Annotated in this window: 11 protein-coding genes; 5 read left to right on the top strand and 6 right to left on the bottom strand. The window is 62.0% G+C overall.

What is annotated here, in order from left to right; translation table 11 throughout:
- The first annotated feature begins 92 nt into the window (after positions 1-92).
- Both J4E53_RS03845 and J4E53_RS03840 read left to right on the top strand, forming a co-directional pair.
- Complete coding sequence (locus J4E53_RS03845; RefSeq protein WP_103308354.1) at positions 93-1,262, top strand: efflux RND transporter periplasmic adaptor subunit; 1,170 nt, start codon at positions 93-95, stop codon at positions 1,260-1,262.
- A gap of 3 nt (positions 1,263-1,265) precedes the next feature.
- The gene (locus tag J4E53_RS03840) at positions 1,266-4,361 is read left to right on the top strand and encodes an efflux RND transporter permease subunit (protein WP_103308355.1); all 3,096 of its coding nucleotides are present in this window, start codon (positions 1,266-1,268) and stop codon (positions 4,359-4,361) included.
- A gap of 98 nt (positions 4,362-4,459) precedes the next feature.
- Here J4E53_RS03840 and J4E53_RS03835 read toward each other — a convergent pair whose 3' ends face one another.
- The 5 genes from J4E53_RS03835 to J4E53_RS03815 all read right to left on the bottom strand — a co-directional run bounded on the left by J4E53_RS03835 (position 4,460) and on the right by J4E53_RS03815 (position 10,001).
- Complete coding sequence (locus tag J4E53_RS03835; RefSeq protein ID WP_103308356.1) at positions 4,460-5,422, bottom strand: transposase; 963 nt, start codon at positions 5,420-5,422, stop codon at positions 4,460-4,462.
- 313 nt (positions 5,423-5,735) lie between these two features.
- Entirely contained in the window at positions 5,736-6,584 is an 849-nt protein-coding gene (locus tag J4E53_RS03830) for an ureidoglycolate lyase (RefSeq protein ID WP_103308357.1), read from the bottom strand.
- A gap of 31 nt (positions 6,585-6,615) precedes the next feature.
- Entirely contained in the window at positions 6,616-7,356 is a 741-nt protein-coding gene (locus J4E53_RS03825; protein ID WP_103308358.1) for an SDR family oxidoreductase, read from the bottom strand.
- A complete protein-coding gene (locus tag J4E53_RS03820) occupies positions 7,353-8,735 on the bottom strand; it encodes an MFS transporter (protein ID WP_103308359.1) in 1,383 nt (460 codons plus the stop codon). Before J4E53_RS03820 ends, J4E53_RS03825 begins: the two co-directional genes overlap by 4 nt.
- A gap of 327 nt (positions 8,736-9,062) precedes the next feature.
- A complete protein-coding gene (locus J4E53_RS03815; RefSeq protein ID WP_060742732.1) occupies positions 9,063-10,001 on the bottom strand; it encodes a LysR family transcriptional regulator in 939 nt (312 codons plus the stop codon).
- A gap of 114 nt (positions 10,002-10,115) precedes the next feature.
- On the opposite strand from J4E53_RS03815, the gene J4E53_RS03810 reads away from it, so the two are divergent.
- From J4E53_RS03810 to J4E53_RS03800, 3 genes are all read left to right on the top strand, one after another.
- Positions 10,116-11,297 (top strand): fumarylacetoacetate hydrolase family protein, encoded by a 1,182-nt coding sequence (locus J4E53_RS03810; protein ID WP_103308360.1) that lies wholly within the window; start codon positions 10,116-10,118, stop codon positions 11,295-11,297.
- Positions 11,298-11,344: 47 nt separating this feature from the next.
- Positions 11,345-13,129: an IlvD/Edd family dehydratase gene (locus tag J4E53_RS03805; RefSeq protein ID WP_060742734.1), complete on the top strand. Its 1,785-nt coding sequence runs from the start codon at positions 11,345-11,347 to the stop codon at positions 13,127-13,129.
- 137 nt (positions 13,130-13,266) lie between these two features.
- The gene (locus J4E53_RS03800; RefSeq protein ID WP_003200762.1) at positions 13,267-13,485 is read left to right on the top strand and encodes a 4-oxalocrotonate tautomerase family protein; all 219 of its coding nucleotides are present in this window, start codon (positions 13,267-13,269) and stop codon (positions 13,483-13,485) included.
- A gap of 134 nt (positions 13,486-13,619) precedes the next feature.
- On the opposite strand, the gene J4E53_RS03795 is transcribed toward J4E53_RS03800, so the two are convergent.
- Positions 13,620-15,198: TonB-dependent siderophore receptor (locus tag J4E53_RS03795; protein WP_207268107.1), on the bottom strand; the 1,579-nt coding region annotated here is incomplete at its 5' end.

Raw genomic sequence — 15,198 nt, 5'->3', positions numbered from 1 at the left:
CGCTTACACAATTTCACAGAGCGCCTACAAAGCTTCACCCCTGGCATTGGCCTCGACCCCTACCATGGGCGGCTCAATATTGGGGAAGCACCATGTCCAAGATTCCTTTCGTCACACTGGGCCTGTTGGTCGGCGCGCTGCTGCTCAGTGGCTGTGATAATGCCTCGAACCCGCAAGCCTCCGCCCCGCTGGCAAGCGTGCGTGTCGAAACGGTCCAGGCCCGGCCACTGTCGATCAGCAACGAGCTGAGCGGTCGGATCGCCGCGCCACGGGTCGCCGAAGTCCGTGCGCGGGTAGCCGGCGTGGTCTTGCAGCGGGTGTTTCACGAAGGCCGCGACGTCAAACAAGGCGAGGTGCTGTTTCGCATCGATCCGGCGCCGTTCAAGGCCGACCTGGACAGTGCCGAGGCGGCGTTGCGCAAGGCCGAGGCCAATGCGTTCCAGGCCCGCTTGCAGGCACAGCGTTACGCCCAATTGATCGATGACAAGGCGATCAGTGGCCAGGACTACGACAACGCCAGGGCCAACGTGCGCCAGACGGCCGCGGACGTCGCCGCCAACAAAGCCGCGGTGGAACGGGCGAAACTGAACCTCGGGTATGCCACGGTGACCGCGCCGATATCCGGGCGCATCGGCCGCGCCCTGGTGACGGAAGGTGCCTTGGTGGGGCAGAACGAAAGCACGCCGTTGGCGTTGATCCAGCAACTGGACCCGATCCACGCCGACCTCACGCAATCGACCCGCGAACTCAATGACCTGCGCCGCGCCTTTCGCGCAGGGCAACTGCAAGCGGTCGGCCAGGGCCAGGCCAAGGCCACCTTGATCCAGGACGACGGCAGCCCTTATCCGCTGCCCGGCAAGTTGCTGTTCACCGACCTCAGCGTCGACCCGAGCACCGGCCAGATCACCCTGCGCAGCGAGTTCCCCAACCCCGACCTGGACCTGCTGCCGGGCAGTTTCATCCGCGTGCGCCTGGAACAGGCGGTCAACAGCCAGGGCATCACCGTGCCGCAACGGGCCATCTTGCGCGACAGCGCCGGCATCGCCCAGGTGTTGCTGCTGGACGCCGAGCAGAAGGTCAGCCAGCAACCGGTGCAACTGGGCGCCGCGCAAAACGATCGCTGGGTCGTCACCCACGGTTTGAAACCCGGCGACCGCATCGTCATCGAAGGCCTGCAACACGCCCGTCCCGGCGAACATGTCCGGATAGACGATGCTCCACTCCCCCTCGCCCAGGTTCCCGGGCCACAGGCAGGACACTAAGCCATGCCGCAATTTTTCATCGACCGTCCGGTATTCGCCTGGGTCGTCGCCTTGTTCATCTTGTTGTCCGGTGTCCTGGCCATTCCACAACTGCCGGTGGCGCAATACCCGGTGGTGGCGCCGCCACAAATCGAGATCTACACCGTCTACCCGGGCGCCTCGGCGCAAACCGTGGACGAAAGCGTGGTCAGCCTGATCGAGGCAGAACTCAACGGCGCCGACAACCTGCTGTATTTCGAATCCCAAAGCAGCCTGGGCAGCGCCACCATCACCGCGACCTTCCACCCCGGTACCAACCCGGAACTGGCCCAGGTCGACGTGCAGAACCGCCTCAAGGCGGTGGAGTCGCGCCTGCCGCAAGCGGTCACGCAGCAGGGCTTGCAAGTGGACAAAGTCTCCGCCGGCTTCCTGCTGCTGATCACCCTTACCTCCAGCGACGGCAAGCTCGACGACGTGGCCCTCAGCGATTACCTGGCGCGCAACGTGATGAACGAGATCAAGCGCCTGGACGGTGTCGGCAAGGCCCAGTTGTACGGGGCCGAGCGCGCCATGCGGATCTGGATCGACCCGCAGAAACTCGTCGGCTTCAACCTGACCCCGGCCGATGTCAATGCCGCCATCGTGGCGCAGAACGCCCAGGTGTCGGCAGGCAGCCTGGGGGAATTGCCGAGCCGCAGCACCCAGGAAATCACCGCGACCATCGTCGTCAAAGGCCAGCTCAACACGCCGCAAGAGTTCGCCGACATTGTGCTCAAGGCCAATCCCGATGGCTCGACGGTGCGCATCGCCGACGTGGCACGGGTGGAGATCGGCAGCCAGGAATACCAGTTTTCCACACGCCTGAACGGCAAGCCGTCCACCGCGGTGGCGGTGCAACTGTCGCCGGGCGCCAATGCCTTGAACACCGCGACCCTGGTACGCAACAAAATGGACGAGCTGTCGCGCTACTTCCCGGCCGGCGTGGCGTACAAGATCCCCTACGACACCTCGCCGTTCGTCAAGGTCTCGATCACCAAGGTGATCTACACCCTCGGCGAGGCGATGTTGCTGGTGTTCGCGGTGATGTTCCTGTTCCTGCAGAACATCCGCTACACCCTGATCCCGACCCTGGTGGTGCCGGTGGCATTGATGGGTACCTTCGCGACGATGCTCGCGCTGGAGTTCTCGATCAACGTGCTGACCATGTTCGGCATGGTGCTGGCCATCGGTATCCTGGTGGACGATGCCATCGTCGTGGTGGAGAACGTCGAGCGGATCATGGCCCAGGAAGGCTTGTCGCCCAAGGAGGCCACGCGCAAGGCCATGGGGCAGATCACCGGTGCGATCATCGGCATCACGCTGGTGCTGGTGGCGGTGTTCATTCCGATGGCGTTCATGCAGGGCTCGGTGGGGGTGATCTACCAGCAATTCTCGCTGTCGATGGCTACCTCGATCCTGTTCTCGGCCTTTCTCGCCCTGACCTTGACCCCGGCGCTTTGCGCGACCTTGCTCAAACCGATCGCCCAAGGTGATCACCACGCCAAAAGCGGCTTCTTCGGCTGGTTCAACCGTGGCTTCGACCGTTTCGGCGACCACTATCAGGGGTGGGTGGCCTATGCGGTGAAACGCAGCGGCCGTTATCTGCTGATCTACGGCGTGCTGCTGGTGGGCATGGGCCTGTTGTTCAGTCGCCTGCCCTCCTCGTTCCTGCCGGTGGAAGACCAGGGCTACACCATCACCGACATCCAACTGCCACCGGGTGCGAGCAAAAACCGGACGGTGCAGGTGGTGGAGCAGATCGAAGCCCACAACGCCGGCGAGCCGGGGGTTGGCGACAGCACGATCATTCTCGGTTTCAGCTTTTCCGGCAGCGGGCAGAACGCAGCCCTGGCCTTCACCACCCTCAAGGACTGGTCGCAACGCGGCGCCGAGGACTCGGCGGCATCAATTGCCGACCGCGCCAACCTGGCCCTGGGTCAAATCAAGGATGCCATGGCGTTCTCGGTGCTGCCGCCGCCCGTGGATGGCCTGGGCACCTCCAGCGGTTTCGAGTTCCGTTTGCAGGACCGTGGCGGACTCGGCCATGCCACCTTGATGCAGGCCCGCAGCGAATTGCTCGCCGCCGCCGAAAAAAGCCCGATGCTGATGAATGTGCGCGAAAGCGCCCTGGCGGAGGCGCCGCAGGTGCAACTGGAGGTCGACCGCAAGCAGGCCAATGCCCTGGGCATTTCCTTTGCCGATGTCGGCAGCGTGTTGTCCACGGCGGTGGGTTCGGCCTACATCAACGACTTCCCCAACCAGGGGCGGATGCAGCGGGTGGTGGTCCAGGCCGAGGGCGACCAGCGCAGCCAGGTCGAGGATCTGCTGAAGATCCACGTGCGCAACAACAGCGGGAAAATGGTCCCGTTGTCGGCATTCGTCCAGGCCCGCTGGACCCAGGGGCCGGCGCAATTGACCCGCTATAACGGTTATCCGGCGGTGAGCATTTCCGGCGAACCGGCACCGGGCTACAGCACCGGGCAAGCTATGGCCGAAATAGAACGGCTGGTGGCCCTGGGGCCGACGGGCCTGGGCCAGGAATGGACCGGGTTGTCCTTGCAGGAACGCTTGTCCGGCAGCCAGGCACCGATCCTGTTGGGCCTGTCGTTGCTCGTGGTGTTCCTGTGCCTGGCGGCTCTGTACGAGAGCTGGTCGATCCCGACCTCGGTGTTGCTGGTGGTGCCACTGGGTGTGCTTGGCGCGGTACTGGCCGTGTCGTTGCGCGGCATGCCCAACGACGTGTTCTTCAAGATCGGGTTGATCACCATCATCGGCCTGTCGGCGAAGAACGCGATCCTGATCATCGAGTTCGCCAAGAGCCTGTACGACGAAGGCCACGACCTGATCGACGCCACGCTCCAGGCCGCACGCCTGCGCCTGCGACCGATCATCATGACCTCGCTGGCGTTCATCCTCGGGGTGGTACCGCTGGCGATTGCCACCGGTGCCAGCTCGGCGAGCCAGCAGGCCATCGGCACCGGGGTGATCGGCGGGATGATCACCGCCACGCTGGCGGTGGTGTTCGTGCCGGTGTTTTTCGTGGTGGTGATGAAGCGTGTCAGGCGGGTTGATCCAAAGTGAGGCCCGGCCGGGCCAGCGCTATCGCGAGCAAGCTCGCTCCCACAGGGGGATTGGTAAGGCATCAATATGTGTAGCGCCTCGGAACAGTGTGGGAGATTCTATGTTGCAGGGGAACCCTGCACCGTTAAATTTGGCCGGTATTCGCTCTGTTTTTTCATCAGAGCGAATGCCACTCGGCACAACTTGCGGGCAAGGATTACAAGAGCCTGGGTTCTGGCGAGGCCTCGCGCCAAATAGGACTCATAGTAAGGTTTCCAGGTGGGGGACCGGCAAGCCGCCATAGCTGCGGTGTGTGCCAAACGTCGTAGCTCGCCGTCTCCTTTCTTGCTCAGATACCTGGGGCTATGTTTTTTCCCGGAATCCTTTGGTCTTAAATCCAATCCTAAAAAGGCAATGAACGCATCGCCGTTGACGAAGTGCCCCCGCATGAACGCAGTTGCCAAGCCCATTGCCGTCAGCTCGCCAATCCCCTCGATGGCCTTGCAGCGCTTGATATTCTCAGTAATCCCCGCCTCTTGACTGACCTCACGCATCAACTTCTGAATGGCTCGCTCACTTTGTTTGAACGCCTCCATCTGCTGATCCAGGATATCCTTCAGAAGCGGCTCTCCCGACCAACTCAGCGTGATGCTGACGCGCGCCTTGATGAGTTCTGCTCGTTTTTTTAGCAAGCTCTTCAATAGCTTGTAGGCATGCGGAGGTGGACTCCAGATACGTAGCCGTTGTTGCTCACTTGTCAGATAGCGTGCTAGCAGACGTGCATCGCAGGGGTCAGTTTTTGCCCGCTGCCCAATGCTTTCGCGGTAATGGGCCACTCGATAAGCATCCACAATGTAAACCCGATGCCCCATTCCATGAGCCAGCTCAGCAGTGTCCAAGTGATAGATGCTGGTGGCTTCCAGGGCAATCGAACTTTGCGCTGGCAACGTTTTGAGCCAGCGACCAATAGCTTCGCGGGTGTTTTCGATCACTTGAGTGCTGTTCAGATCTTCGCGATAAGCGACGATTTCGGCCTTGGCTACATCAATACCGATAACCGTTGAGGAGGTAAGGATTGTCATCTCGAATCCTCGGAGCTAGGGTTTAGATGCTTGTCGGGGTCTACCGTAGCGCTGGCTTGCCTCTATCGTCGGTTTTACCGATGAATTCCTTATCGGCGCTTTAGGTAGAAGGGGCGGGACGAGAAGTCTCCCACGGTCCGTACTGGCTAGAGTCGGAATCGAGCTTTTAGTCCCGCCCACCCCTTCAAGTCTAAACATACAAGCGAGCTTGCTCGCGATGGCGTCTGGTCAGTTGAATGGATGCCGGCAGACACACCGCTATCGCGAGCAAGCCCGCTCCCACAGGGGCCTGAGGGGGCAGCGAGCCCTGCGATCAGTCCGCCTGCACCGTGACCTGACGCTGTTCGCCCAAGCCCTCGATCCCCAGGCGGATGGTCTGGCCCGGCCGCAGGAACACCGGGGCGGGCTTGATGCCCAAGCCGACGCCGGGTGGCGTGCCGGTGGAGATCACATCCCCCGGTTGCAGGCTCATGCAGCGGCTCAGGTAGGCAATCAGTTGCGGCACGCTGAAGATCAGCGTTCGGGTATTGCCGTTCTGATAGCGGTGTCCGTCAACCTCCAGCCACAGATCCAGCGTATGCGGGTCGGCGATTTCATCCCGGGTCACCAGCCAGGGGCCAAGTGGGCCGAAGGTGTCGAAACCCTTCCCCTTGTCCCAGGTGCCGCCGCGCTCCAGTTGCCACTCGCGCTCGGACACATCGTTGATGACGCAGTAGCCGGCGACATGCTCCATGGCATTGGCTTCGTCGATGTAGCGCCCGCCTTTACCGATGACCACGCCCAGCTCGACTTCCCAATCAGTCTTGAGGGAGCCGCGCGGGATCTGGATATCGTCGTTCGGCCCGCAGATGGCACTGGTCCATTTGTTGAAGATGATCGGCTCTTTCGGCACCTCCATGTTCGACTCGGCCGCATGGTCGGCGTAGTTCAGGCCGATGCAGATGAATTTGCCGACCTGGCCGACGCAGGCACCGATACGCGGCTGGCCGGCAACGAGCGGCAGGCTACGCGGGTCGAGGGCGGCGAGCGCTGCCAGGCTGTCCGCGCCCAGGACCTGCCCGGTGATGTCCGGCACATGGCCGGAGAGATCGCGCAGCTGATTGTCGGTATCCAACAGCCCGGGTTTTTCCGAGCCTTTTTCGCCGTAGCGCAATAGTTTCATGTCGTGCTCCTGCTCAAGTGAAGACCGGGGTTCAGATGCTCATGCCACCGTCGACGACGTGAATGGCACCCGTGGTGTAGGCCGATGCATCGCTGCCCAGGTACACCGCCAACTGGGCGATCTCTTCAGTGCTGCCGATGCGTCCCATGGGCTGACGGTCGAGGAATTGCCGGTAGACCTGCGCCTCATCGACGCCCTGTTGCACGGCCTGCTCGGCGATGCGCTGGCGCAGCGAAGGCGAGTCCACGGTGCCCGGGCAGATCGCGTTGCAACGGATGCCCTGGTTGACGAAGTCGATGGCGACAGCCTTGGTCAGGCCCACCACCGCCGCCTTGCTGGTGGCATAGGCGAAGCGATTGGGCACACCCTTGACGCTGGAGGCCACCGACGACATGTTGATGATCGAGCCGCCGCCACGGGCCAGCATGCCCGGCAAAAACGCGTGGATCATCCGATACATGGCCGTGACATTGAGGTCCATCGAACGCGCCCAGGCCGCTTCGTCGCATTGCAGTATGTTGCCGCTGTGCACGTAGCCTGCGCAGTTGAACAGCACGTCGAGCCCGCCGATGCGCTCGCAGGCGGCGCTAATGGCAGCGGTCGAGGTGACATCCAGGGACATGGCGGTGACCTCTTCGATCCCCGCCAGTGCATAGATATCGATGTCCGTGGCGATCACCTCGGCCCCAGCCCGGGCGAAGGCAATGGCGCTGGCCAAGCCAATGCCCTGCCCCGCTGCCGTCACCAGCACGCGCTTGTTCTGCAGGTTCATGCGGCCTCCAGTTGCGCTGCCGTGGCGGCGTGCTTGGGGGTCCTGCCGAGCATCGAAGCGGGGATGGCCAGGATCAGCCCGCCGCTGACCAAAAGACACAAGGCCAGTACATAAGTGCCGTTGTTGATGTTGCCCGTGAGGGTTTCGGCCACGGCAGTGATCATCGAGCCGGTAAAGCCCGACAAGTTGCCGATGGCGTTGATCATGCCGATGCCGGCTGCGGCGGCGACCCCCGACAGCACGGTGCCCGGCAGGGTCCAGAAAATCGGCATCAGGCTGAGGATCCCCGAAGCGGAGACGCTGAGAAAGAGCACGGACAACACCAGGTTGTCAGCGAAGAAGGCACTGAGGATCAGGCCGACGCCGCCAATGAACGCCGGGATCGCCGCGTGCAAGCGCCGCTCACCGGTGCGGTTGGAGTGCCGAGCGTTGAGCAGCATCGCCACCACCGCCACCGAATAAGGGATGGCGGTGAGCAAACCGATGTGCAAGCTGTTGGTGATGCCGGTGCTCTTGATGATCGAAGGCATCCAGAACGCCAGGCCATAGAAACCGGTGTTGAAGGTCAGCAGGATCAATACCAGCAACCACACCCGCGGGTTGAAGAACACTTCGCTCAAGCGCGTGGCCTTGCCCTGGTTGTCGGTTTGCAGATTGGCCTTGAGCAGGGCTTTTTCCGCGACCGTCAGCCATTTGGCTTTGTCGATGTTGTCGGCCAGGCAGACGATCACCACGAACGCCATGATGATCGATGGAATGCCTTCGATGAGCAGCATCCATTGCCAGCCGGACAAGCCATGCACCCCTTGCATGCTGTTCATCAGCCAGCCGGAAAGTATGCCGCCCAGGGTCAGGCTGACGGGCAGCGCCAGCAGGAACCCGGACATCACCCGGCTCTGCCGGTGGGTCGGAAACCAGTAGTTGAGGTAGAGGATCACGCCAGGGAAAAAGCCCGCTTCGCAGATGCCCAACAGGAAGCGCAGCACATAGAACATCGTGCTCGATTCGATGTGGAAGAAAGCCGCCAGCGGCACGGTGTAGGCCACGGCCATGGAGATCACCGCCCAACTGAGCATGATCCGGGCGATCCAGAACCGTGCGCCAAAGCGATGCAGCAACAGGTTGCTGGGCACTTCGAAGAGGAAATAGCCCCAGAAAAACATACTGGCGCCCAAGGCATACACCGTGTTGCTGAATTGCAGCTCGTTGAGCATGTCGAGCTTGGCGAACCCGATGTTCACACGATCGAGGTACGCCGCCATGTAGCACAACAGCAACACGGGCAGGATCCGCCAGATCACCTTGCGGTAGGTCCGGTCTTCGAAATCCAGCTGGCCGGCTTGTGCCTGGGCGGGCAACGGCTCGGAGATGGTTTGCATGAGGTAACCCCTGATTGTTTTTATTGGGTCACGTCGAATGAGTGACTCATCCGGCGATTGAACGAGGACTCTACTGTCGGGAATCGATTCTTTCCCAATGGCATTTTTGGATTAGTCGATAACGTATTGTTATCGAGGCTTGGGTTTGGCAAGGGGGCTACTGCGTAGCCCAGCGGGAGCAAGCTCCCTCGCCACAGGGTTCAGTGCAGGCTGATCCGCCGCCATCGCGAGCAAGCTCGCTCCCACAGTTGTTTCGTGTTGACTGAAAGATCCGCGACACTCCCGCCTCCTGTGGGAGCGAGCTTGCTCGCGATGGCGGCGGCACACTCAACCGCTCAGACGGGCGTTGTCCTTGAGAATCTCGGCGAACTCCAGCGCCGCGCCCACCAGCGGTTCGTCCTTTCGCGTGAGGATGCCGTAGTCCTGGGGCACCAGGTGCAGCGGGGTATCGAGGGTCTTGAGCTGGCCGCTGTCGAGCAGCGGATCGACCATGGCATTGGGCAGCATGCCGATCATGGGCCCGCGTTGCAGCACCTGGAGGAAGGTCTGCATGGAAATGGTGTCGATGGTATTGCGCGGCATTCCCACCCCGGCCTCGGCGAAGGCCAGTTCCATGCGTGCACGGATCGGCGTGCCGACCGGGTAGAGAATCCACGGCAGGTCCACCAGTTGCTGCAGGGAGGTCGGCCCGGCGTTCGCCAGGGGATGGCGGTCATTGACCACGATGCAGAACGGTTCCGGGGCCAGGGGCTGGAAGTCGTAGCGCTGTTGCTGGCTTTGCTCGGTAAACCTGGCTACCGCCAGATCGAGTTTTTTCTCTTCAAGCATCTTCATCAGATGGTTGCTGGTCTGCTCCACCACCTCGATGGACAGCAAGGGCCAGCGTTGCTTGATCTGCAGGATCGCCTCAGGCAAGGCCACCGCCGTCGCGGCAAAGATACCGCCGACCTTGAGGTAGCCATGGCCACCTTCGCGCAGGCTGCTGATTTGCTCGACGAACGAACGGGCATCGTTCAAGGCGATCTGCGCGTAACGCAGTACGTGCTCACCCAATGCGGTGGGCGGCATGCTCCGGGAGCGGCGCTCGAACAGGGCGAAGCCGAGCAGGCTTTCGATTTCCTTGAGCATCTTGCTCACGGCGGGCTGGCTGAGGTTCATCTGCTCGGCCGCCAGATGCATGTTGCAGGTTCGCCCCAAGGTATCGATCAACAGCAGATGGCGGAATTTGAGCCAGCCGCAGAAGCTGGAGAAAGACAGATCGGACATGGGCAATCCTCGACGATGCAATAACCGGACGTTATCAGATACTGAATATATCTCATTGGAGTTCATCAACCGCGGGCCCTAGCTTGAAAGCTTTACGAACCCGGAAGACTGCCCATGTCACTGATGCTTACTCCCGAGAACACCCTGCCCGTCGATGGCGTCGCCGGCACCCTCATCGGTCGTGCCTGGGTGCCTGGCCGTGTCGCCGGACCTTCACCCGTCGTGTTGCGCAGCGATGGGGTGTTCGACCTGTCGGACCGTTTCGCGACCTTGAGCGATTTGCTGGAAACGTCCTCACCGTTGGCGGAAGTCAGGCAAACGCCCGGCATTTTCATCGCCAGCGTCGAAGCGCTGCTGGCCAACACCGGCATTCATGCCGACCCGGCCAAGCCATTTCTGTTGCCGCCGCTGGACTTGCAAGTGATCAAGGCCGCCGGCGTGACCTTCGCCGCCAGCATGATCGAGCGAGTGATCGAGGAACAGGCCGGCGGCGACGCGGCAAGGGCCGAGGCGGTACGCGCCACCGTGCACAGCGTGATCGACGATAACCTGCGGGCGATCGTGCCGGGTTCCGAGCAAGCCATGCGCCTGAAAGCCTTGCTCATCGAACAGGGCATGTGGTCGCAGTACCTGGAAGTCGGCATCGGCCCGGATGCGGAGATCTTCACCAAGGCACCGATCCTGTCCGCCGTGGGCAGCGGCAGCCAAATTGGCATTCATCCGGTATCGCAATGGAACAACCCGGAACCGGAAGTGGTGCTGGCGGTAAACAGCCGTGGCCAGATCCACGGCGCCACCCTGGGCAACGATGTCAACCTGCGAGACATCGAAGGTCGCAGCGCGCTGTTGCTGAGCAAGGCCAAGGACAACAATGCGTCCTGCGCCATCGGGCCGTTCATTCGCCTGTTCGACGAACACTTCAGCCTGAATGACGTACGCGCCTGCGTGGTCGACCTCCAGGTACAAGGCGAAGATGGCTACCGCCTGCACGGTTCGAGCTCCATGAGCCAGATCAGCCGTGACCCACAGGACCTGGCAAGCCAGACACTTAACGCCAACCACCAATATCCGGATGGTTTTGTGCTGTTTCTCGGTACCCTGTTCGCCCCCACCGAAGACCGCGACCATCCCGGCAGCGGTTTCACCCACAAACGCGGGGACCGGGTCAGCATCAGCAGCCCCTTGCTCGGCAGCCTGCATAATGAGGTGACCCACAGCTGCGACGCCGCCCCCTGGACCTTTGGCGTCAGCGCCTTGTTGCGCAACCTCGCTGCCCGCGGACTGCTGGGCCGCTGACGCTACGACCGTGACCGATTCATCCAATTACAAGAGAGACATGAATCATGAGTGACACGCCTGAACGCCGCCTGCGCAGCGAGCAATGGTTCAATGACCCGGCTCACGCGGACATGACCGCCCTGTATGTCGAACGCTACATGAACTACGGCATGACCCGCGAAGAGCTGCAATCGGGACGCCCGATCATCGGCATCGCCCAGACCGGCAGCGACCTGACCCCCTGCAACCGTCATCACCTGGAACTGGCCCAACGGGTCAAGGCCGGCATCCGTGACGCCGGTGGCATCCCCATGGAATTCCCGGTGCACCCGATCGCCGAACAGTCACGGCGCCCCACCGCTGCCCTGGACCGCAACCTGGCCTACCTGGGGCTGGTGGAAATCCTCCACGGCTACCCGTTGGACGGCGTGGTGCTCACCACCGGTTGCGACAAGACCACGCCCGCCTGCCTGATGGCGGCGGCGACCACCGACTTGCCCGCCATTGTCTTGTCCGGCGGGCCGATGCTCGACGGCCATCACAAGGGCGAGTTGATCGGCTCGGGCACCGTGCTCTGGCATGCGCGCAACCTGATGGCCGCCGGCGAGATCGATTACGAAGGCTTCATGGAAATGACCACTGCGGCATCGCCATCGGTGGGTCACTGCAACACCATGGGCACCGCCTTGTCGATGAACGCCCTGGCCGAAGCCCTGGGCATGTCGCTGCCCGGTTGCGCGAGCATTCCGGCGCCCTATCGCGAGCGCGGGCAAATGGCCTATGCCACCGGCAAGCGCATCTGCGAGCTGGTGCTGCAAGACATTCGTCCGTCACAGATCATGACCCGCCAGGCCTTCGAGAACGCCATCGCCGTCGCCTCGGCCCTGGGTGCTTCGAGTAACTGCCCGCCGCACCTGATCGCCATCGCCCGGCACATGGGCGTCGAACTGAGCCTGGATGATTGGCAACGAATTGGCGAGGACGTGCCGCTGCTGGTCAATTGCATGCCAGCCGGCAAGTACCTGGGTGAAGGTTTCCATCGGGCCGGCGGTGTGCCCTCGGTCATGCACGAACTGCAAAAAGCCGGACGCCTGCACGAAGACTGCGCCACGGTCAGCGGCAGGACCATCGGCGAAATCGTCAGCAGCAGCCTGACCAGCAACGCCGACGTGATCCATCCCTTCGACACCCCGCTCAAGCACCGCGCCGGCTTCATCGTGCTCAGCGGCAATTTCTTCGACAGCGCGATCATGAAGATGTCGGTGGTGGGCGAAGCGTTTCGCAAGACCTACCTCTCCGAGCCCGGTGCCGAGAACAGTTTCGAAGCCCGGGCCATCGTGTTCGAAGGACCGGAGGATTACCACGCCCGCATCGACGATCCGGCGCTGGACATCGACGAGCGCTGCATCCTCGTGATTCGCGGTGTCGGCACCGTGGGCTACCCCGGCAGTGCCGAGGTGGTGAACATGGCCCCACCGGCCGCGCTGATCAAACAGGGCATCGACTCCCTGCCCTGCCTGGGCGACGGTCGCCAGAGCGGCACCTCGGCGAGCCCATCGATCCTCAACATGTCCCCTGAAGCAGCCGTGGGCGGCGGCCTGGCGTTGCTGCAAACCAACGACCGGCTGAAAGTGGACCTGAATACACGCACCGTGAACCTGCTGATCGACGACGAAGAGATGGCCCGGCGTCGACTCGAATGGACACCGAACATCCCACCGTCGCAAACGCCTTGGCAGGAACTGTACCGGCAACTGGTCGGGCAATTGTCCACCGGGGGCTGCCTGGAGCCTGCCACGTTGCATCTGCGCGTGATCGCCCGCAGTGGCGAGCCGCGTCATTCGCACTGAGTCCAAGCGGCCGATTGTTCACGTACGTTGAATTCAGATGCCAATCCAGAAGGATTTATTCCACGGGCATAAAGGAGAAAGATGCGCGCCAGGGGCCATCGCCCCTGGCGAATCTTTCACACCTACGGAGTCGATCCATGCCATTTGCCAACTACAAATTTCCCGAAGGAATCCTGGACCACGCCCGCAAGGAAGAGATCATCCATCGCACCACGGAAATGTTCGTCGAATACTTCGGCGAAGGGGTCCGTCCATTCACCATGGTCCTGGTCGAAGAGGTGGCAGACGGTGGCTGGGGGCGCGCCGATGAAACGCTGACGCTGGCGAAGATGGGGCTGCCTGCCAAAGGCCAATAATGCTGTTCGCTTAAGGTTTGTCTGGCCACAGGTTCATCGTTTTTCCTAAGTGAACAGCATTACCTTATATAGAAGAGATCGGGAAAGAAAAGTGAGAGGGGTGACCCTGTGCTAGAGCCACCCCTCGCCATGCCTCAGAAATCCACCGTGGCCGACAATTGCAATGTGCGTGGAGAACCTGGGGAGAAGGCGCCGTACGAGGCGACCCCCGACCAGTACTCGCGGTCAAAGACGTTCTGGACCGTGGCTCGGAAAGTCGTCGGTCGACCTTCGATCTTGGTGGCGTAGCGAGCGCCCGCATCGAAGCGGGTCCAGGCATCCAGCTCCTGGGTGTTGGCCTGGTTCACGTATTGGCTGCTGGTGTAGATCGCGCCACTGGTGAGGGTAAAGCCTTCCACCCACGGGGTGTCCCATTCGGCCCACAGGTTGGCTTGTACGTCTGGCACACCCACCGGCTTATTGCCACGGTTGGCCGCTGTGGCGGAATCCGTCAGCTCACCGTCGAGCAATGTCACGCCCCCCATCAAGCGTGTGCCGGGGGCCACTTCGCCGAACACGCTCAACTCCAGGCCACGGTTGCGCTGTTCAGCCTGCACAGAGAAAACGCTGTTCGCACCGATTTCGCCACTGGGCTTCTCGATCTGGAACAGCGCCAGGGTGGTCATGAACGTGCCGTGCTCGTACTTGACCCCAATCTCATGCTGCTTGGATTCATAAGGTGCAAACGTTTCGCCGGCATTGCTCGCGTTGCCTGGCGCGACGTCACCTTTACTCAGCCCCTCGACATAGTTGTAGTAGAGCGACACGTCCTCCCAGGGCTTGACCACCACGCCGACCAGCGGGGTCGTTGCGCTGTCGTCATAACGGGAACTGACCGAGCCGCTGGCATTGTAGTTGCGCGACTCGATATTTTGCCGACGCAGCCCCAGGGTCAGTTGCAGACGGTCATCCAGTACCGACAAGGTGTCGGTCAAGGCGAAGCCGGACAGCTGCGACTCGGAAACCCGCAGCACCTTGGGCGCATTGATGGCCGGCTTGGGCACGTCCACCGGGTGATAGATGTTCGAGCGGACCTCCGGCCCATTGTTGATCCCCCGGGACAGTTCATCCTGGTAAGTGGTCGCCATCAGCGTGGTCGTGTGGCTGACAGGGCCGGTGTCGAACACCCCACGAACCCCCACATCGGCTGTCGAACGGTCTACGTTGAATTTGTAATACCCCGGCGTGTTGCTGATATCGCCGGCGTTGTTGAGGATTCTTGGTACCTGGTCGGACATCCGCTTGACGTCCGAGCGACCACCGCCGGCGTGGGCAAACACCGTGACCGCGTCCGTCAGGTCGTATTCGCCACCCAGCAAGGCCGACTGCTCCTTGGTGTCCGACCAACCCCATTTCTGTGACGCATTGGTACGACCGTTGGGGGCGGATGGAATTTCAACGCCAGGCGCGACGGTGAAGGGCCGCGAGGCGCCGTCAAAGCTTTCTTTCTGGCTGATGAAGTCGAGGTTCAAGCGCAAACGCTCGCCCCGATAATCCAGAGCAATGGCACCGATGCCGAGCTCGCGCTCCTGGTCGTCGATAGCCGTGTCGCCACCCTGGAGGCTGCCGTTGAAGCGCACACCGAACTGGTTTTCCGAGCCGAATCGACGGCTGACATCCAGGTGCCCGCCCACGTGGGAATCGGACGCGTAGCTGCCGGTAAAGCGCGTCAGG

The sequence above is a fragment of the Pseudomonas sp. FW305-28 genome (assembly GCF_017351395.1).
In the GTDB taxonomy this organism is placed as follows: domain Bacteria; phylum Pseudomonadota; class Gammaproteobacteria; order Pseudomonadales; family Pseudomonadaceae; genus Aquipseudomonas; species Aquipseudomonas fluorescens_AA.
Note: the sequence above shows the minus strand (reverse complement) of the source record. Positions and strands in the feature narration are given on the sequence as shown.